This window comes from Actinokineospora lacus, assembly GCF_053813445.1.
The window spans coordinates 82,286-102,318 of sequence record NZ_JBQERA010000005.1; the positions used below are offsets into that span (position 1 = coordinate 82,286).

15 protein-coding genes are annotated in these 20,033 nt (G+C 71.6%); 4 read left to right on the top strand and 11 right to left on the bottom strand.

Annotated elements, in window-relative coordinates; translation table 11 throughout:
- Positions 1-2 precede the first annotated feature (2 nt).
- Genes ACTG9Q_RS13910 through ACTG9Q_RS13940 form a run of 7 tightly spaced genes read right to left on the bottom strand, consistent with a single transcriptional unit; the run spans position 3 to position 7,776 of the window.
- Positions 3-485, bottom strand: a complete 483-nt coding sequence (locus ACTG9Q_RS13910) for a phage tail protein (protein ID WP_455573163.1) — start codon at positions 483-485, stop codon at positions 3-5.
- A 19-nt stretch (positions 486-504) separates the two neighbouring features.
- Positions 505-969, bottom strand: a complete 465-nt coding sequence (locus ACTG9Q_RS13915) for a phage tail protein (protein ID WP_455573164.1) — start codon at positions 967-969, stop codon at positions 505-507.
- Positions 970-980: 11 nt separating this feature from the next.
- On the bottom strand, positions 981-5,147 hold the full coding sequence (locus tag ACTG9Q_RS13920; RefSeq protein WP_455573165.1) for an eCIS core domain-containing protein: 4,167 nt from the start codon (positions 5,145-5,147) through the stop codon (positions 981-983).
- Positions 5,148-5,166: 19 nt separating this feature from the next.
- The gene (locus ACTG9Q_RS13925) at positions 5,167-5,337 is read right to left on the bottom strand and encodes a DUF6760 family protein (RefSeq protein WP_455573166.1); all 171 of its coding nucleotides are present in this window, start codon (positions 5,335-5,337) and stop codon (positions 5,167-5,169) included.
- A complete protein-coding gene (locus ACTG9Q_RS13930) occupies positions 5,334-5,729 on the bottom strand; it encodes a phage tail assembly protein (RefSeq protein ID WP_455573167.1) in 396 nt (131 codons plus the stop codon). Before ACTG9Q_RS13930 ends, ACTG9Q_RS13925 begins: the two co-directional genes overlap by 4 nt.
- Complete coding sequence (locus ACTG9Q_RS13935) at positions 5,729-6,211, bottom strand: phage tail protein (protein WP_455573168.1); 483 nt, start codon at positions 6,209-6,211, stop codon at positions 5,729-5,731. The genes ACTG9Q_RS13930 and ACTG9Q_RS13935 overlap by 1 nt, the downstream gene beginning before the upstream one ends.
- A gap of 32 nt (positions 6,212-6,243) precedes the next feature.
- Entirely contained in the window at positions 6,244-7,776 is a 1,533-nt protein-coding gene (locus ACTG9Q_RS13940) for a phage tail sheath family protein (protein WP_455573169.1), read from the bottom strand.
- Positions 7,777-7,961: 185 nt separating this feature from the next.
- Here ACTG9Q_RS13940 and ACTG9Q_RS13945 point away from each other — a divergent pair, with 185 nt between their 5' ends.
- From ACTG9Q_RS13945 to ACTG9Q_RS13960, 4 genes are all read left to right on the top strand, one after another.
- Positions 7,962-8,600 (top strand): Pvc16 family protein, encoded by a 639-nt coding sequence (locus tag ACTG9Q_RS13945; protein ID WP_455573170.1) that lies wholly within the window; start codon positions 7,962-7,964, stop codon positions 8,598-8,600.
- 14 nt (positions 8,601-8,614) lie between these two features.
- Positions 8,615-11,473: a hypothetical protein gene (locus ACTG9Q_RS13950; protein WP_455573171.1), complete on the top strand. Its 2,859-nt coding sequence runs from the start codon at positions 8,615-8,617 to the stop codon at positions 11,471-11,473.
- 190 nt (positions 11,474-11,663) lie between these two features.
- The gene (locus ACTG9Q_RS13955; RefSeq protein WP_455573172.1) at positions 11,664-13,001 is read left to right on the top strand and encodes a hypothetical protein; all 1,338 of its coding nucleotides are present in this window, start codon (positions 11,664-11,666) and stop codon (positions 12,999-13,001) included.
- A 65-nt stretch (positions 13,002-13,066) separates the two neighbouring features.
- The gene (locus tag ACTG9Q_RS13960; RefSeq protein WP_455573173.1) at positions 13,067-16,261 is read left to right on the top strand and encodes a hypothetical protein; all 3,195 of its coding nucleotides are present in this window, start codon (positions 13,067-13,069) and stop codon (positions 16,259-16,261) included.
- A 26-nt stretch (positions 16,262-16,287) separates the two neighbouring features.
- On the opposite strand, the gene ACTG9Q_RS13965 is transcribed toward ACTG9Q_RS13960, so the two are convergent.
- The 4 genes from ACTG9Q_RS13965 to ACTG9Q_RS13980 all read right to left on the bottom strand — a co-directional run bounded on the left by ACTG9Q_RS13965 (position 16,288) and on the right by ACTG9Q_RS13980 (position 19,992).
- A complete protein-coding gene (locus tag ACTG9Q_RS13965; protein WP_455573174.1) occupies positions 16,288-17,001 on the bottom strand; it encodes a DUF2306 domain-containing protein in 714 nt (237 codons plus the stop codon).
- A 96-nt stretch (positions 17,002-17,097) separates the two neighbouring features.
- Positions 17,098-17,757, bottom strand: coding sequence for a response regulator transcription factor (locus ACTG9Q_RS13970; RefSeq protein ID WP_455573175.1), 660 nt, complete (start codon positions 17,755-17,757; stop codon positions 17,098-17,100).
- Entirely contained in the window at positions 17,754-18,878 is a 1,125-nt protein-coding gene (locus ACTG9Q_RS13975; RefSeq protein ID WP_455573176.1) for a sensor histidine kinase, read from the bottom strand. The genes ACTG9Q_RS13970 and ACTG9Q_RS13975 overlap by 4 nt, the downstream gene beginning before the upstream one ends.
- A 184-nt stretch (positions 18,879-19,062) precedes the next feature.
- On the bottom strand, positions 19,063-19,992 hold the full coding sequence (locus ACTG9Q_RS13980) for a DUF5996 family protein (protein ID WP_455573177.1): 930 nt from the start codon (positions 19,990-19,992) through the stop codon (positions 19,063-19,065).
- Between the last annotated feature and the right edge of the window lie 41 nt (positions 19,993-20,033).

The following is a 20,033-nucleotide window of genomic DNA, read 5'->3' on the forward strand; positions in this document are numbered from 1 at the left end:
GATCATTCGTCCAGGAACCCTTCGTGATCGAGTTCGAGCCGCTCGACCGCGACCGCGGTGTCCTTGGCGACGAGGGTCGGGCCGTACCAGCCCGCCGGGTAGACGTTCCTGAGCCGCCACGACGCGACTTCCTCCCAGGCGGAGTCCAGCAGCGTGATGTTGGCGGTGCTCCCGCCGAACAGCGAGGAGAGCAGGTCCGGGGTGAAGCCCGGCTGCTTCCACGGGCTCAGCTTGTCGGTCAGCCACTCGCGCAGCACGGCCGACGAGGCCTTCTCCATCGCGCGCTCCAGCTTCACCGTCGGGTAGTCGACGTCGGCGAACAGAATCCGCTGGTACGCCGGGTTGCCCATGTCGTACACCTTGTGGATCTTGCACTTGAGGTCGAGCCCCTTGCACGAGCTCCAGTTGCCGAGGTTCACCCCGTCGATCTTGACGTTGAACCGCATCGCCATGCCGAGCGCGAGCGGCTTGCCTCCGTCACCCATCTGGTTCCCTCCTTCCCGGTCACGAGCCGTTCTGCTTCCCATTGAGGAACCCGGAGTAGACGATCTCCAGCGTCTCCATCGCGACTTTCCCGGCACTGGCGTCGAACTCGCTGATCTGCCAGGCGATCGGGAACATCTCCCGCAGCGTCCAGCTGATCACCGGCTGGCCCGCCGAGGTCAGCATCTGCACCGCGCCCTCCTCGGGGACGCCGCCGCTGAACTGCACCTCGTCCAACCACTTCTGCACCGCGGGCGTGCCGGTCACGTCGGCGGCGCGGCTGAGCTTGAGCCGGTCGAACTTCGGCACCCCGGCGAACTTGAAGTACTGGTCGGAATGGCCGACGCGGTACTCGGCCAGGTCCCACTTCACCGAGAGACCGGCCACCTTGGACCAGGAGCCGAGCTCGCGCGAGCCCGCGGTGACGACGAAGCGGTGCGCCATGCCGTGGGCGAGCACCAGCTTGTTGGGAGGTTCCTTGGGCATGGTGTCCTTCCTCAGCCGAAGTCCAGCAGCGTGCCGGAGCGCTCGCGCTCGACCAGCACGTCGAAGCGGAGCCTGCTCGTCAGGGCGTTGTAGAGCCGGTCGGCCAACTCGTCGAAGTCGTCGGGGTCGTCGAGGTTCATCCAGCGCAGCGGCGGGTCATCGGCGAGTTCGTCCTTGATGTCCTCGATGGAGAGGGGCGCGTCCCCGGTGGGCTCCCCGTCCTCTTGCGACCCCCGTTCTCGCGCCTGTCGGCCCTGCTGGAACAGGTTCATGAGGCCGGTCATCGAGACGTCGGGCCGCTGGTCGGCGTCGTCGGTGTCGTCGGTGTCCCAGAAGTCGGCCTGCTGGGGGTCCTGGTTCTCCTGCCAGAGGCGTTTGAGGCCGTCCATCGACACCTCGGGGAGGGCGGTCGCCTCGGGAAGCTGCCAGAAGTCGGGCGTGGCGGCGTCTTTCTCCTCGCGCCAGAGGTCTTTCGCCGCCGCGAGGGTGAGGGCGGGGCGCGCGACTGCCTCCGGCAGCCGGTCGGGGAGAACGTGCTCGGTGCGGGATCGCGGTCGGCGCTTCACCTGGGGCAGGTGGCCGAGGGCAGGCGGCTCCCCGCTCGCGCCCTGGGCGTACCACTGCTCGACCGCGACCGCCTCGGCCTCCAGTCGCTGCCCCTCGGCCGAGCCGGGCTCGGGCAGGGCCGCGCCGAACCGCCGTTGCTGGGCGACGTGGGTCAGCTCGTGCGCCAGCAGTGGCGCGGCTGAGCTGCTGTCGAGCGCGCCTGCCGAGTCGGGCACGTGCACGACCCCGCCCTGGGTGAACCCTCGCGCGCCCATGCGGTGCGCCACCTGGCCGACGGCCGGACCGCGGCGGACGGTCACGTCCGAGGTGTCGATGGACAGGGCGCGGCGCAGGGGTGCGGCGAGGCTGGGAGGCACGAAGCTCTCGACCACCGAGGTGGTCAGTGCGCTGAGGGTGTGGCCCAGGTTGGGTGCGAGCTGAATGCCGGAGAGGGCTGGTTGAGTGCCGCCCGCGGGCGCCGGGGCGTCCAGGCGGGAGTCCGGAGTGGACATCCCCGGTCGCTCTCCGGCGCTGCCGGGCTCGGGGGCGCTCACCCGTGGACGGTGGGTCGGCTGGTTGAGCCCGCTCACCGGGAGTGCGGCGGCGGGTGGGCCGCTCGGGGCGGCACTGTGCTCGGCCGTGGCGTGGCTGGCCGTGGTGAGCGGACTGCCGGGCTTGATCGGGCGCGGGATGAGGTGGACCGGGCCGGTCGCTGGGGTGGCAGGTGACCGCTCGTCGGGACGGGGAGTGGCGGGCTCGTGGTCGCCCGGTGTGGCGGGCGAACGCGGGGGGGCGATGGTGAGCGGCGCGATCAGCTGGACCTCTCGCGGCAGGACCGGGGCGGCGGGCTGGTCACCGACCGCCGGGGAGGCGGCCGGTGTGGCCGCGACCGCTGGTTCGCTTGTTCGGCCCGCGGCAGGCTCGTGATCGTCCTGTGGAGAGGACGGCTTGAGAGGGACGAGCGGCAACGGACGGGCTGGAGCCGGGGAGATGGCGGTTTCCAGGTTGCCTGGTGGCGTGTTCTCCGCCTGGATGGCCTGCTTGTCCAGTGGTGTGACCGAGGTGAGGGGCGAGAGCAGCGGCTGAGGGCCGGGGACAGGGTGGACGGTCGGGTCCGGACGGGCCGCTGACCAGGGTGGGGGGCTGGTGGGTCCAGGGGCGTCCGCCTGCCTGGTGTCAGCGTGGGGGGCCTGCTGCCGGTCCGGAGGTGTGGCCGAGGTTGAGGGGGAGAACGGGGGGTGGCTGAGAGCCGGGCGGCCGGCTGCTGCTGGGTCGCCCAGCGGCCCGTTGGCTGGATGCTGCCCGTCCACTGGTGCGGGCGGGAGCAGCGGCGGACGGGCGGGAGCTGGGTGGATGGCTGATTCCGGGCTGCTTGGCCGGTTGTCCGCGCGGGCGGCGTGCTGCTCGTCCGGAGGCGCGGCCGGAGCGGAGGGTGAGAGCGACGGATGGTTGAGGAGCGGGTGGTTGAGGAGCGGGTGGTTGGCCAGGTCCGGGCCCAGTGGCCTGTTGTCGGGGTGGGCGTGTTGCTCGTCCGGAGGTGTGGCCGGGGTGAAGGGTGAGAGCGACGGATGGTTGAGGGCCGGGTGGGGGGCTGCGTCCGGGTTTCCCAGTGGCCCGTCCGGGTGGGTGGACTGCCGCTCGTCTGCGCGGGTGGCCGAGGCCGTGGGGGAGAGCGGCGGGTGGCTGGGGGTCGGGATGGCTGGGTCCGGGCCGCTCGACGACCTGCTGTCTGAGCCTGCCTGCTGCCTGTCCGGTGGCGCGGCCGAGGTGAGGGGCGAGAGGAGAGGCTGCGGGCCCGCGCCGGGGTGGAGGGCCGGGTCCGGGGTGGCCGTCTGCCGGTCTGGGCGGTGACCGTGCTGCGGAGCCTGCGATGTCAGGGGCGCGTGCACCAGCGGCGGGCCAGGGACCGCCGGGATGGTCGGGCTCGGACTCGTCCGCGGGCCGTCCGGAACGGTCCCTGGTCGGTGCTCGTCCGGCGAGGTGAGGGGCGAGAACGGGGGCGGAGGGCCGGGGGTCGGCCCGCCGGTCGGATCTGGGCCCGCGGACGGGCTTTCGGCATGGGCGGCTGACCCGTGATCGTCGCCGAGTGCGGTGACGGGGACCGATGAGGTCAGCGGCGCGGGACCGGGGGGTGGCCCGCCTGCCGGGTCTGGTGCCCCGCTCTCGGGTCGGGCGTCGGGTTCCTGCCTGTTCTGGAGGGCAGGCGGGTGCGGGAGCGGCGCTCCGGACACCGGCTGAACGGCGGAGGCTGGATCGGCCCGCGGTCCGGCGTCCTGGTCGGCCGCGTGGGCGCCGACCAGGATGGGGGAGCTGAGGGGCGAGACCAGGGGCGAGGGGCCGAGGGCCGGGGTGACCCGCGGTTCCTCGGCCTGGCTGGCCGGCTTGTGGCTGGTCGGCTTGTGGTTGACGCTGGGGGTGGGCGCGCGGTGCGGCGGCGGCGCGATGGCCATTGGCTTGATCGTCGGGCTGGGGTGGGGAACGGCCGGTGGCGTGTCGACGCCTGCGCGTCGGGTGGGTTCGCCACTCGGGGTGGGAGAGGTGCGCGGCGGGGCGATGGGCGGCTGGTGGCGGTGTTCGGTGGTCTGTGCCTGCCCGGCCGGTTCCTGGTCCACGTCCCCGGCGGCGGTGCCACCGGCATCTCCCGCCCGTGGCTGGGCGGCCCGCGGCGGTTCCGTGGCAGGCCGGTCGCCGGTGGTCGCGGGGGCGTGCCGCAGGACCTGCCGCGCGGGTGGCTCGTCGCCGACGTGCCCGACTACCGGCGTGGCGACCTCGGGAGACGCCACCGGGTGCGGCGCCACGGCGTGATCCGCCGGACGCACGGCAGCGGGGGGTGGGTCGGCGCTGAGGGACGCGTCCTCCACCGGGGCGTCCGGCTCGACGGCCGTTGCCGACGGCCTGTCCGGCTCCAGCATCCGCTCGATGCGCTCGTCGGCGTTCGCGCCTTCGGTCTCGGCCTCGGCGCCAAGGCCCAGCCGCCTGCTCGCGGCCAGCGTGGCGCGTCTGCGCACCACCGGCGGGGTGGGCGAAAGGGTGTCCACGTCGGCGAAATGCGCCGGGGGACGCAAGGGCTGGGGGACCGGGGGTGGCTCGCCCGCGGCCTCGGTGTACTCCTCGGCCAGGAACCGGTCCTTCTCCCCGTACGCCTTGTGCATGAACTCCGATGGCAGCAACTGCTTCTCGGGGATTCGCGGCTCCGCCACCCACTCCTCGGTCGCCTCGGTGAACGGCCCCACCGCCTGCCTCGGACCGCGCACCACAGGTCGGCGCACCGGCATGGCCACCCGCGGTCCCCCGACCACGACGTCCGGACTGTCGTCGACGACCGGGATGGCCACCACGATCCCCGCCACCTGGCCCGCCTGCCCCGACCGCCCGAGCGGGGGCGGGTCAGGCCGGAGCCTGTCCAGCACCCCTGCTGGGCCGACGTCGAGGGTCATGGGAGCGACCGGCGACGTGGTCAGCCGCAGGGCGGGCAGCCACCGCCACGCGGGCCGCTGCCGCGGACCGGGGCCGTCGGCGACCGGCGCCGGGTCGGAGTCGGTGGCCGCCGGAGCCGGGCCGAGGGCGTCGGCCACCGCGGGCGCGTCGGAGTCGGCGCGGGATCGCTTGCGGCGCAAGGGCCAGCCGAACATGTGCACGCCTTTCCGCCGGTTATTGGTACTCGCCCGCAGATCCGTCGATCCGGGAGTTGATGGAGCCGATCTCCTCGATCACCCGAGCCCTGGTGAGGTGGTCGAGTTCGAGGATCGAGTCGAACGACCAGTGCAGGTAGTAGGCGATGTAGACGATCTCCTCCCACAGCCGGTCGGTCGGCGCGGTCACGGCGACACCGCCGTGTCACCTGCCACGTCCACCAGGAACTGGTGGCCGCACTCCGGACAGCCCACCTCCGCCTCGGTGTGGCCCGCCTGGTTGATCCGCCGGTACAGGTCCTGCAGGAACGCCAGGTCCGAGGCGAACAGGTGCTCGACAACGAACCGGTCGACCGTCGAGAGCGTGCCGAGCCCGGTGATCGTGCGCATGATCAGGTAGATCGAGAGGTACGCGGAGTTCTGCCGGACGAGGGGTTCGGCGTGCGCGGTCAGCTCGTCCTTCGCCGTGGCGAGGCGGATCGTGCCCGCGCGGTGCACGCGGCCGTGCTCGTCGACGAAGCCGCGGGGCAGGACGAACGGGTACTCGGTGCGCAGGCCCGCCTCGGCCACCGCGGCGGTCATCAGCCGCCCCCGGTCGGCTTCTTGAGGTCGATCTGCTCACAGGTCAGGGTGACGGTCGCGATCACCGCGTCACCGCCGCCCGCCTTGAGGCCGCCGATCTCCAGCTTCGACGGCCACGCGTTGAGCAGCGTGTACGTCTGCTTCGGCACGTTCTGCATGTCCAGCAGGATCAGCGAACAGCTCTTGCGCGCGGTGGACTGGCCCGCCAGCACCTCCTGGTGCCACGTCCACAGCGTGAAGTCCTGGTCGACACCGCGCTTGAGCACCACCACCGCGGGCTTGGTCTTGCCGAACTGCTTGGACAGCGACACGCCCGCCTTGCCGCTGGCCAGGTACTCGGTGGGCTCGACCTCGGAGGTGATTCCCGACATCTCCGAGAAGGTGATCTCCGAGCCGCCGTCGAACTGGACCACGAAGCGGGCCGCGCTCACCAGGGTCGAAGTGTTCGTGCTCGCCATGGACACGCGAGGCAAAGTCGACATTGCTCACTCCAATTCGGACTTGGGGGCGGCGGTCACTCTTCGAGTGCCGCGCCATGCGGGAGCTGCGAGATGCGGAACACGACGAACTCGGCGGGCTTGACCGGCGCCACCCCGATCTCGATGTAGAGGTTGCCCGCGTCGCGGCTCTCCGGCGGGTTGTTCTCCGCGTCGCACTTGACGTAGAACGCCTCGGCGGCCGAGCGGCCGACCAGCGCGCCGCCACGCCAGATGCGCTGCAGGAACGCGCCGACGACCCGCTGGACGGACTCCCAGAGGTACTCGTCGTTCGGCTCGAACACCACCCAGTTCGTCCCGTTGAGGATCGACTCCTCGATGAAGTTGAACAGCCTGCGCACGTTGATGTAGCGCCACTCCGGGTCGCTGGACAGCGTCCGCGCGCCCCACACCCTGATGCCCTGCCCAGGAAAGGCGCGCATGCAGTTGACGCCGATCGGGTTGAGCTGCTCCTGCTCGGAGCGGCTGATCACCGTCTGCAGGGACACCACACCCCGCAGCACCTCGTTCGCGGGAGCCTTGTGCACCCCCCGCGTCTCGTCGTTGCGCGCCCAGACGCCCGCGATGTGCCCGCTCGGCGGGATGGCGAGCCGGTTGCCCGAGTTCGGGTCGAGGACCTGCACCCACGGCCAGTAGAGCGCGCCGTACTTGGTGTCGTAGCCCGCGAACTCCGTGCGCCACTCCTTGACCTGCTGGGAGTTCAGCCCCGGCGGCGGGTCGAGGATGGCGACCCGGTCGGAGAGCAGCTCGCAGTGCGCGATCAGCGCCAGCTGCACCCCCTTGACCCCGTCGGCGTCGATCACGCCGCGCTGGTAGGCCGACATCAGGTCCGGCACCAGGACCATCGTGATCTCGTCGATCGCCTCGAACCCGCCGAGGCCGGTGCGCTCGACCGGGTCGCCGAGGTAGTCCTGCGCGGTGAGCTTGCTCGGCAGCGGGACGTTCGGCGCCAGCGAGACGGTGGTGTCCCGCTTCGGCGCCACGAGCGCGCCCGCCTTGGTGTCCTCCAAGGCGATCAGCTTGGACTGCTTGGCGACGACCGTGGCGACGTTGTGCTGGCCGCGCTTGGTCGTCACGTTGTCGAAGGTCTCCTCGACCTTGCCGTTGCGCAGCACGTCGAGGCGGAAGTTGTCCTCGGCGGGCTCGCCTGCCGCGGACACCGCGACGGTGATGTCGTCGGTGTCCGAACCGCTGATCGCCTGCACGGCGAACGCGAACCGGCCGTCCTCCCCGGCGGCGGGGATCGCCGCGCGGTGCACGCGGGCGGGGGCCGCGCCGTCTTCACGCGCGTCGGGCAGCCGCATGATGTAGGCGGCGCCGCCGCCGTTGAGGAAGAAGCCGTAGACCGAGTGCGGCAGGTACGCGTTGTCCACGAAACCGCCGAACACCCGGACGAAGTGCGTCCAGTTCGTCACCAGGGTCGGTTCGGAGATCGGCCCCTTCTCGCTGAACCCGACGAACCCGGCGACAGCGGTGCCGACGCCTTCGATGGGTTTCGAGCCCGAGGACACCTCTTCGACGTAAACACCTGGAGCCAGATAGTTGGGCATCGAGTCTCCCAGTTGAGAGGCGGATCCGACGTCGATCAGGCTGGCACCGGCGATGCCCTCGCGCCGACTGCCCCGCGCGCACCGCCACGGCCACACCGACGTGCCCTCCAGGGCAACGGGACAGGGCCGCGGGTGAGGCCGCGGACGCGCTGTCGCGGCGGCCTGGGCCGCCGAGACTGCTAGGCGTGCTTGCCGACATTGACTCCTCGATCCGGGCCTGGCTGGCCGCCGAGCTGTCGCCGGGAACGGAGATCGGGTTCGACCCACCAGGGCTGCTGGCGGGCATCCAGCGCAGACCGCGGCGCGCGGCGATCGTCAACGCGTTCCTGTACGCGGTGCGCGAGAACCTCGACGGCGTCCCGGCCGCCAGGGTGACCGTGCGCGGCACCGACGGCCGCGTCACCGGCACCCTGTCCCCCCTGCGCAGCTACCACCTGTCCTACCTGATCACCGCGTGGGCGGCGGACACCGCCGAGGAGCACGAGCTGCTCGGCGCGGTGATCGGCGCGCACGCTGAGCAGGACAGCCTCGGGCCCGACTTCCTGTGCGGTTCCCTGCACGACCTGGACACCGCGCTGCCCGTGCGGGTCGGCTGGGCGCCGGGCGCCAGGGGCCTGGACATGTGGAGCGCGCTGGGGGTGCCGATGCGCACCGCGCTGGACCTCACCGTCACCGCGCCCGCCCTGCCGTCGCGGATCAAGGCGGCCGCGCCGCCGGTCGAGGCCGTCGACCTGGAGCTCTACGACGTCCACCAGCCGGTCGCGGCACCGCGCAGGCGCTGGGAGCGCACGACCATCACCGAGCATCGCAGCAGCGAGCCCTGACGCCGAGGAGAACCATGGCCGACCTGGACATCCCCACGAACTTCCCGTGGTTGCGCAGCGACCCCGCCGGGCTGACCGGTGAGCCGCCCGACAAGGTCAGCGGGGTCGGCGGAGGCCGCTGGGAGCAGGTGTTCATCGAGTGGCTGCGGGGCGCCACCGAGGGCATCCCGAACGCGCAGTTCGTCTCCGACACCGAGCCCTTCGACAAGGTCTTCGCCGAGTACCAGGAAATCTCGTTCCCGAGCACGAAAGCCGAGCGCAGGACCGACCTGGTCAACCAGTTCCGGGTTGCCTACGGCATGTTCCGCTATGACATCGGCCGCATCCAGAGCGCCGTCGCCGCACGGGTGAAGGAGATCAAGGCCGCGGCGAAGACGGCGGGGGAGAAGGTCCCGAGCGATCGCGACGCCCGCAAGCAGGCGGGCCACGAGACGGCCAAGGCGGCCGTGCGCAAGCAGATGACCGAGCAGGGCGCGGCGCTGGGCAACATCAACGTCGCGCTCGTGGCGAGCCTGCAGCTCAAGACTTTCCAGACCACCGCGCTGCAGAATTTCAACAACGCGCTCAACGGTTTCGGCGAGGCAAAGTGGGACGTCGTCCCGGAGGACGAGTCCCCGAACGCTCCGACCAAGCCCAGCCCCGAGAAGGCCGAGGCGCTGGAGGCGCTGAGCGCGGCGGGCACGGCGATGTTCCAGTCCTACGGCAGGGTGAGCTCGGCGATCGCCCAGATCACCAAGTTCGACGGCGCGGACATCCCGGACACGGCAGCCGAGGAACTCACCGAGAGCATCCTGGAGTTCGGCCTCGCCATCGCCGCGATGGCCGACAGCATGGGCCAGGCCGCCAGGCTCTTCGGCAAATGGGCGCGCCGCACCACGGCGGCGTTCATCTCGGAGAACTTCGCCTCGATCTACCCTGGTGTGGCGATCGGCTTCTTCGCGCTGAACACGATCGCGCTCGCCGGTGCCGCCGTCGCGTCGTCGTTCCCCGGATTCGGCCCGGTCGGCACCGCGGTGCAGACGTCCCTGTCGATGCTGCAGACGGCCACCATCACCATGAGCGGCTGGTACCAGCGCTCCGATCCCGAGGTGCAGAAGAAGTACGCGCTGCGGGAGTTCCAGATCACCGACGAGTACCGCGACGGATTCTTCCACCGCGCCGACAAGGCCAAGAAGGCCGTCGACGCGTTCGGCGAGAAGATCAAGGACGCGACCATCAACCGGCCGCTGAACTACGTCGCCGACGGCGTCCGCCAAGTCGCCAACGCCACGCTGGGCCAGGTGCGGACCGAGGACGTCATCCGGCACGCGGGTACGGCGGGGGAGTTGCTGGCGCCGGTGATCGAGGTGGCGATGGAAGAGGCGGGCGTCCCCTCCTTCGACCCGGTGGACCTGTTGATCGACGGCGTTCCCTACCTGGGCACGGCCAAGAGCGCCGCGGGCATGTTCTTCGAGGTCGCCGCCCTCTACGTGGCGGTCCACTCCGAACTGGTCGACAGCGAGGGCGTCACCGCCGAGGACCGGGCGCGGATCGAGGGGCTGATCGACGCGCCGCCGCAGAACGAGGGCTTCCAGCTGTTCGACCGCGGCCTGCCGGTCACGCTCGACCGGATCGAGTACCCGGTCGTCTACGTCCACTCCGGTGCGGTCGGGTTCTCCCTCAACCTGGAGACCAACTACGTCCACATCGTCGATGAGGCCCTGCTGAGCGCCGACATCCTGGGCTACGCCCGGAAGTGGGCCAAGAAGCCGCCGAACGACGACAACGGCCTGCGCTTCCACGGCGCCGTCTACACGCCGATCTGGGACAGCTGGCAGCTCGACTTCGGTGTGAAGATGAACTCGCCCTTCCACGTGCGGCTCCAAGCCGAGCACTCCACGGCCTCCGAGACCAAGGTCGTCAACCTCGTGGTCGCCGTCGACCTGAACTTCGAGGAGGTCGCGGTCATCGAGTCGGACTACGTGCCGCGGCCCGAGGGCTTGGACGCGGTGGTGGAGTACAACGCCGCGCCGCCCGCGGACGGCAAGTTCGCCGCGCTGAGCTCCGACAACATCAAGGCCAGGTTCGCCGGCCAGCTGGTCACCCTCGGCGCCACGGAGTACACCCTCTCCGGCTCAGGCGAGATCACGTTCACCCCGGCGGCCGACTGGACGTCCCTGGCGTTCACCATGCGCGGCGTCGACACCGCGGGCAACGGCGCGACGGTCCACCTCGAGTACGCACCGCAGCAGGCACTGCGCGCCATCAAGGCCGACGCCGACGACCCCGGCGCGTCGGTGAAGGACGACCTCGCCGCGGCCGGATCACTCATCGCGGCCAACGAGGCGAAGCAGAACACGCCCGAGGCGCAGGCGAAGCTGACCGCGGACCGGGCGCTGCTCGCCGCGGGGCAGGCAGCCGAGGCGAAGATCGCCGCGAAGGCCGCCAAGACGGCGGCCGAGCAGGCCCCGAAGAACGCCAAGAAGGCCGGTGAGGCGCTGAGCGCGGCGAAGAAGGCCGTGGACACCACCACGGCTGAGGCGGTGAAGGCCGACGCGACGGCCAAGGCGGCGCGGGCCAAGGCCGACGCCACGCCCGATTCCCCCAAGCTCGCCGCGGAGGCGGAGCACAAGGCCGCCCTGGCCGAGGAAGCCGCCCAGCGCAAGGCGGACGCGGTCGCCGCGGTCGCCGCCGCGGCGCAGGCCAAGGCCGACGCCGACGCCGCGATCTCCGCGACGAAGGCCGACGCGGACGCGAAGGCGACGGCGTCCGTGCTGGCCTCCGCCAACAAAGTCGAGGCCGACAAGGCCAAGACCACGGCGAAGGCGAGGGTGAAGGCCGCCAAGGCGCCCAAGCAGAAGCTGAAGATCACGCTGGCCCAAGCCATCAGCTGAGCACCTGTCGACCAGGTCGTGTTCCCGTTGTGGGGCACGGCATAGCCGCGCCAGTCCGGTCGCCGGCGGCACGGCCGGATACGCCCGAATACAACACCGGTATGAGGGCGATCCCGCCGCACCGCCTGCGACCGGACTGATCACGACTCTGCCGCACCCCCATCGGAACACGACCTAAGCGAGGACGGACATGACCGCACCCGACATCGACCAGGACGAGATCCTCGACGAGCCTCCCGCCGACGCCGCTGTCGACGAAGGCGGCGCGCCCACCCAGGAGGACATCGATGCGATCACGGCCGCGCTGAAAGCGAGCAGCGAGGCCCAGCCGACGATCCACCTGCTCCCGATGGAGGAGGAGATCGCGTGGGAGCGGCGCGAGGGCGACCGGCACTTCCTGTCGATCGGCGACTACGACGTCGTGGTCGACACCGCGGCCAAGACCGTCGAGGGCGTCGACCCCGAGCAGATCCGCCTGCTCATGGTCGCCAAGCTCGACGAGATCCACGGCGCGGGCGCCTTCGACGTCGGCGGGGAGTCCCGGTCGATCGACTGGACGACCGCGCAGATCCTCGACGAGGCCAACGGGACCGCCACCGGCACCGCGACAACGCTCGCGGGCGCCTGGGGTGCGGCCGTGGAGGTGCGGCTCACCATCGACTACCAGTGGGGGGTCACCGTCGCGCCGGTGGACGCCGGGGCCGACGAGCCCGCGGTGCCCGCCGTCATCGACGGTGCCTACCTCGGCGAGTACTACGGGGACTCGGAGTTTCCCTTCGACGACAAGTTCTTCGTCATCGACTGGTCGACCTGGGCCATCGACCAGACGACCGACGAGGGGCTGGTCGGCGGCAGGCCGCGGGCCACGAGCGGCGGAGCGAGCTACGAGCTCTACGTTTGGTTCGGCCCCGACATCGGTGTGCAGATCGCCGAGGCCACCCTGTCCGCCGGCCAAGCGGCGAGCGAAGGCGACGACGACGCCGAGGGCCACGGCATCACCAGCGCCTACCTCAGCGACTACTACGGCGCCGACCCGCTGGAGTTCGAGGGCGCGGGCATCGTTGTCGACTGGGACACCTGGGACCCCGACCAGGTCACCGAGGAGGGCCTCGTCGGCTCGTCGGCGAAGGGCGCCGACCACGCGGGCGCCGAGTACGACATCTACATCTGGTTCGACCCGGCCGAGGGCGCCCAGATCGTCTCCGCCGAGCGGCTCGGCGCTCCGGCGGAGGAGGCGGGGGAAACCGACCCGCGCGAGCACTTCGACAACGTCCTGGTGGCCGAGCTGCGCGAGGCGTGGACGCGCGACGGCCGGATGCTGCGGGACACCTCCGGCAAGGAGTACGACGTCGCCGCCTGGCTCGATGGGGACAGTGACAGCGAGCCCGTCTTCGAGTCCTACGACGGCGAGAGCTTCTTCGCCACCATGAAGGCGAACACCGTCGGCGACGAGCCCAAGCAGGTGCGCTGCGGGCTGCGAATCCGCGACGCGGAACAGGTGCTCGTCGAGAGCGAAGCCTCCGTGTGATCCGGCCCGCCGCCCGCGGGGGCGGCGGGCCACCATCGAAAGTTCCTGCCTGACCGGGAGTTGCCGTGTTCCGCTGCTGGCTTGCGATCGTCCTGCTGTTCATCGTGCTCGCGCCCGCGCTGGACCTCGAAGCGCCCCCGGCAGGCGTGGCGCCGGAGCGGGTGGCACAGCCCGGCCTGCTGCCCGCGCCACCCGCCCCGACGGTGACCCCGGACTACCGCGCCGCGGTGTTCGGCGATTTCCGGCTGGTGGGCAACAGCGTGCTGCGCTGCCCGGTCGACGGGGAGGTCGAGGGCGACCACACCCCCGCCGACTGCGCCTCCGCCATGACGAACAGCGCGGGCGGGGGCGGCCTGCTCGACAGCAGCGGCAACAACAACGGCTACTACATGCACCTGGCCGATGTGGACGGTCGGGCCGACTCGTTCACCTCCAGCCGGGCGAGCGTGGCCATCCCGGCGGGGGCCACCGTGCGCTACGCTCAGTTGCACTGGGGCGGGCACACCGGGACGTTCGTGGGCTTCTCCGGGGTCAACTGCGTGCGGCCCCTGTTGCTGCAGGGTGAGCCCCCGCCGCTGCCCGCCGCGCCCACGCCCGCCGAGCAGCGGGTGCGCATCGCCGTCGACGCGGGCGAGCCGTCGCTGGTCGCCCGCGACCCGGCCCACCTGCGCATGACCGACGGCCTGACCGAGCCGAGCCAGATCTACACCGACTGGGCCGACGTCACCGCCGCGTTCGGCGCGGAACCCGCCACCGGCGAGCCGGTCGTGGTCACCGTCAGCAACGTGTGGGCGCCGACCGGCCCCGGCTGCGCGGCGGGCTGGTCGCTGGTGGTGGTGTTCGGCTACGACGAGCCGCGCGAGCCGTACCTGCTGCCGCGCGTGGTCGACCTCTACACCGACGACCTGCCCGGCAGCGGCGTGCTCGTGCCCGGCCTGATCGAGCCGCTGGTGCCCGGCTTCCCGAGCATCATCGACGACCTGCTGCCCGGCCTGGTCCCCGGTCTCACCGGGTCCAGCGTCATCCTGCCCGGCGTCACCCGCCAGCGCTCGGGCGCGGACATCGAGATCGGCGTGACGGCCTACGACGGCGACTGGCGACAGGGCGGCGAGCGGTTCATGGTGGACGGCGAGCCGATGACCGAACCCTGCCTGGGCGACTCGGCCGAGGACTTCTTCCGCTCGTGCGCGAGCGGGGCGATCGATCCCCTCTCGCCCGAGCGGACGCCCACCAACAACCTCAGCGTCGACGCCAAGACGGTGCGGCCCACCTTGGCCGACAACGACACCGGCGACATCGAGATCGGCGTGGCCAGCGTCGTGGACTTCGTCGTGCTGCAGAACGTGGTGCTCGCCGAGACGGTGGCGCCGTCGGTGGCGATCACCAACACCGGGCCCATCGAGCCGGTCCGCCAGGGCGACCTGGCGACCTTCGCCATCGAGATCCGCAACGACGGCGCGCTGCCGCTGTTCGACATCGAACTGGCCGACACCAGCGAACCCCCATCCGACGCCATCCGCTGCACGCCCACGGTCATCGCCCCGATCGAGCCGGGCGAGACCCGCCAGGTCACCTGCGTGCAGCCCGCGGGCGCCACCGGGTTCACCAACACCGCGACCGTCACCGCCGCCTACCTGACCGGCCCCGACGGCGAACCCGAGACGGTCACCGCGTCGGCGAGCGCGGTCGTGACCGTCGAACAGGCCGACTACGCCGTCGAACGGGTACCCGACCGGCTCGTCATCAGGGCGGGCGAGACGGTGACCTTCGCCGTCAAGCTGATCAACAACACCGCGGCCGACCTCACCTCGATCGCCTACACCGACAGCGTGGCCACGAGCTGCACCGGCCCCGCCGACACCACCCTGGCCGCGGGCGAGACCGAGCTGTTCGAGTGCGCCACGACGGCCCAGGAGGCCACTTTCTCCAGTTCCGGACAGCTGATCGGTACGCCGGTCTCTGGCCCGGGGGTCACCATCACCAGTCCGACGGTCACCGTCCGCGTCATCGAACCGACCCTCACGGTGACCCAGGCGGCCAACAAGGACACCGTCTACCGGGGCGACTCGGTGACCTTCACCTTCACCGTCGAACACACCGGCAGCGAGTCCGACGGCGCCCTCGCCAACGTCCGGGTCACCGCCGAGGCGCTGCCCGGCTGCACCACCGAGCCCATCGCCGAACTCCTGCCCGGCGAGTCGGCGGAACGCACCTGCACCGCGTCCCCGGCCCGCACCGTCGACGTCGTCGCCACCGCGTCCGCCGTCGACGTGGCAGGCGGCCCGGTGACCGCGTCCGCCGAGCCGACCACGATCACCGTGCTCGACCCCCTGCTGGAACTGACCCAGCGCGTCGACAAGCCCACCGTGCGGGTCGGCGGCGAAGTCACGATCACTTTCACCGCCACCCACATCGGCGGCGGCGGTGACGGCACGCTGTCCGACATCCGCATCGCCAGCCCCACCCTGCCCCCGGACTGCGCCCCGGAGCCCATCGCCGCACTGGCCCCCGGCGAATCCCAGGAACGAGCCTGCACCGCCATCCCGGACCGCAGCTTCGACAACCAGGCGGGCGCCTCGGCCATCGACGAACTCAACCGGGAGATGAGGGTCGCCGCCGCACCCCTGCGCGTGACGGTGATCAACCCTGTCCTCACCATCAGCGCCACCGCTGAGCAGGAGCGGGTCCCCCACGGCGCCGACATCGACTTCGGCGTCACGGTCCGCAACATCGGCGATGTCCCCCTGACCCTCCAGGTCACCAACGACACCGCCCCGGACTGCGACTTCGCGTTCACCTCCCCACCCCTGCGCCCCGGCGCGGCGAACGGCCAGCAGTGCAAGGCCACCGCCCCCACCGAGGAATCCGCCGAGCAGATCACCAACATCGCCGCCTACACCGCCCAGCCGACCACGGCCACCGGCGACACCGGCCCGCCGCTCGCCGGTTCCGACGACGCCACCGTCGTCCTCCTGCCCGGCCAGGCCCCGCCGGACCCATCCCCTGGCATCGACCCGGTCACAGGCGGTGGCGGTGGCGGCTCCGACGGCCCCTCCGGCGGTTCCGAGTCCCCCGGCGGCGCACCAGGCGGCGGGGGCGGCCAAGCCGGCCAAGACCTCGCCGAGACCGGCAGCTCGGTCACGATATCGCTGGGCCTCGGCCTGAGCCTGCTCCTGCTGGGCGCGCTCACGCTGGCCGCCACGTCACACCGCCGGTTCCAGGACGACACCTTCCTGTCCCGCTGGTGGCCCAGCAACTGACCGACAGAACTCCGGCGACCGACAGCTCAGTCCACGACGCCTCGCGGTAAGACGCCTGACTGTGCGGGGACTTCCGGTGCGTCCGCGGATCGCTTCACGGGCGGGCGAGGGGTGGCGGGTCTGCGGATGACGCGTTCGGCCACGGCGAGGTTGAGCAGCCAGGCCGCCGCCATCAGCAGGGCGTTGGAGAGCTCGGTTATCGGGGCCACGGCGACCATCCAGGTGCCGAGGACCACCGCCTGGCTGCCCGCGCCGAGGGCGACGGCGTAGGCGCGGATCATCCAGGCGCGGTGGGTGGTGAAGTCACGTGCGCGGATCGCGATGACGCCGAGGATGAGGGCGACGACCCACAAGGTGCCGAATCCGACGCGGATCGCGGTGAGGAGGTCGCCCACCTCGGGGCCACGTGGGTAGAACAGCGTCATCCACATCCCGGACAGGGCGCCGACGAGTCCACAGGGGACAAGTGCGCGGCCGGCGAGGCGGTGCCACCGCGACCGTCCGCCGCGCAGGCTGGGGACGAACTGGAAGGCGCCGACCACGCAGTACAGGGTCACACCCGCGATGTGCAGGAGGACCGGCACGGGCGAGGCGACGAACCGGGCGTTCGCCTCGGTGATCTCCGCTCCCGAGACCAGTTCGACCGTGCGGAACATGCCCGCCACGACGGGGACGGTGCTGAGCAGGATCAGCGCGGCGGGTACGCGCCACTGCCGCCTGGCCGGGGATCGCGTTGTCATGCCTTGATCTTGCCTAGCCGCGACGGCCGGATCATCGGGAATTCGGCCGGTCTTCCCGGTGGCCGATGGTGCGGTCGCCACGTCGTACTTCCGGCGTCACCGCGAGCGCACCCGGTTGGTCTCGTAGGCCCAGATGGCGATCTCGACGCGGTTCCGGGCGCCCAGCTTGGCCATCAGACTGGCCACATGGGACTTCACGGTGCTCAGCGTGATGTGGAACCCGGTGGCGATCTCGTTGTTGGTCCGCCCGCCCGCCACCGCGAGGAGGATCTGCTCCTCCCGGTCGGTGAGGGGATCGATGGGCTGGGACGGGGCGGTGGCGGGCCCGTTCTCGGCGAAGGTCGCCAGCAGCCGCGCGGTGACGCTCGGCGCGATGAGCGCGTCCCCCGCGGCGGCCGCGTGGACGGCACGGGTGAGCAGGTCCGCCCCGGCGTTCTTCAGCAGGAAGCCACGCGCGCCCGCGCGCAGCGCGGCGTAGACGTACTCGTCGAGGTCGAAGGTGGTGATCACCACGACCGCGAGCGGGTCTTCGACGGTCGGCCCGGCCAGCAGTCGGGTGGCCTCGATGCCGTCGACGCCGGGCATCCGGATGTCGAACAGGCACACGTCGGGCCGCAGCCGCCTGCCCAGTTCGATGGCCTCCCGCCCGTCCGCGGCCTCGCCGACGACCTCGATGCCGGGCTGCGCGTCGAGGATCATGGCGAGTCCGGTCCGGACGAGTTCCTGGTCGTCGGCGACCAGCACGCGGATGCTCACGTGAGCGTCCCCGTCCTGGGCAGCGCGGCGGTGACCGTCCAGCCCCGGCCCGCGTTCGGCCCCGCGGCGCAGGTGCCGCCCAGCAGGCTCGCGCGCTCGCTCATGCCGATCAGCCCGTAGCCGGGGTTCCCGGACGAGCTGTGCTCGCCGTCGTCGCTCACCCGCAGCCGGACCAGGGTGTCGTCGGCCACGACCCGCACGTCGATGCGGGTCGCGTGCCGGGCGTGCCGCCGGGCGTTGGTGACGGCCTCCTGCGCGAGCCGGTAGACGGCGGCCGCGACCGGCGACGGGAGGTCGTCGACATCGCCCCCCAGCTCCACGGCGACGGCAGGCTCGGTGTGCGACACGAGATGTCCCAGGTCGGCGACGCGGGGATGGGGCGAGAGGTCCATCGGCTGCTCGGCGCGCAGGATGCGGACGATGCCGCGCATCTCGTCGAGGGCCTTGGCCGCCTCGGCGTCGATCAGGCGCAGCGCGTCGACGGCCGCGGACGGATTGGTGGCCGCGGTGGCCATCCCCGCCTGCGCCCGGATCGCCATCGCCGTGACGTGGTGGGCGACGGTGTCGTGCAGGTCGCGGGCCAGCCGCTCCCGCTCGATACTCTTCACCTGGTCCAACGCCCGCGCCCGTGCCCACGACCGGTACCGGATCGCCGCGCCCACGGCCATGGCGAAGAGCAGCACGGTGACCCCGCCGAGCCCTTCGAGCGGGGCCAGGTAGCCCAGGGCCGCCGACAGCCCGACCTTGCCCAGCATGATCGCCGCCCCGAGCACCGCGTCCCGCCCGGACCCCCACCGGAACAGCGCGAACGGAAGCAGCAGCACATAGACCGTCACCTCCTGGTCGGGGAACTCGCGCCCCAGGACCACAGAGGACACCGCCATCACGCCGAACGCCACCGCGACCATCACCAGTGGGCTGGACCGCCGCCACAGCAGGGTCAGCGCCAGACCGGCGACGATGACAATGGAGTACCCCCGGTAGGGGAGATCGGTCTTGGTCACCCCCTCGACCACGGCGAGCGGAATCAGCGCGGCCACCAGCACCCAGTCCCACCACATCCGAGGCGGCGGCTGGGCGGGCCGGGGTTCACGCCACACCGAGCGGAGCAGTTCACGCACCCGACCATCGTACGAGCACCCGGACCAGCACAGATCAGCCGAAAGTGCTACCGCGGGTCGGCCAGGTGGCCGGACTCCCAAGATGATCAAGCAGAGTCGACGACACGAACGCCGATCGGGCGCCGCCGCGCGAGGGCGGCACGTGACGTCCTGCGACGGGAACCCTGTCCCAGATCACCACCGATCAGGCGTGCGGGTCGGTGGCGCCGTCCGCGCAGGCGAGGCGGGCGATGTCCCAGCCCGCGCGACGGGCGCCTGCCTGGTAGGCCGACTCGTAGAAGTCGAGGATCGCGGCGCGCGGGTCGGGCAGCGCGCGGACGTCGTCGTAGCGCAGGACCGCCAGGTGGCTGCCCTGGCGCTCCACCCACGTCGCGGTGTCCGGGGTCAGGGGGTCGGTGGCGAGATCGCGGGGCTCGGGAGCGGTGTAGGAGTAGAAGGCGGGTTCGGGGAAGGACTCGTCGCCGAACCAGAAGCCGAAGCTGATCACCTCCCGCGAGTACGCCTCCCGCGTGACCGGGTCCACCGTCGGCGCGTGCTCGACCGTCGCGTCGGCGAAGCGGGTGACGGCGATGTCGAAGGTGTGCCAGAAGTGGTGCACTGGGCTTGTCTTGCCGGAGAACCGCCCCGCGAACTCCTCGAGGAGCAGGTTGACGCGGCCGAGCACCCGCCAGTAGCGGGTGACCGCGGCCGGGTCGTAGGCGCGGTGCTCGGTGTCCTCGGCGAAGGGCCGCCCGGCGTCGGGCAGGTCGAAGGGGCGGGGCAGGGCGATGCCGACCTCGACCCCCGCGGCGGCCAGCCCGTCGGTGAGCCGCTGGTGGAAGTCGGCGACGGAGAGCCCCGGCAGCGCGAAGGAGACCCGGTCGCCTGCCTCGGTGGCGATCTCGGCACGGTGGTCCACGAAGTCGAAGTCGACGCAGAAGATGGGGTCGGCGCCCATGGGCCGGGTGGTGATGCCCCGGCCGGTCAGGTGGAAAGGCACATTCCACCAGTGGTTGCGCCGAGGGCTGGCCGCGAGCCGGACCTTGCCCACCAACTGGGTGAACCGGTGCACGGTGGCCAGTGAGTCCCGCCAGCTGTCGTAGGGCATCGGCGGCCACTGTGCTTCACGGTTCATCTGGGCATCCTTGGTCATCGGCAGGGCTGGCGGTCTGGTTG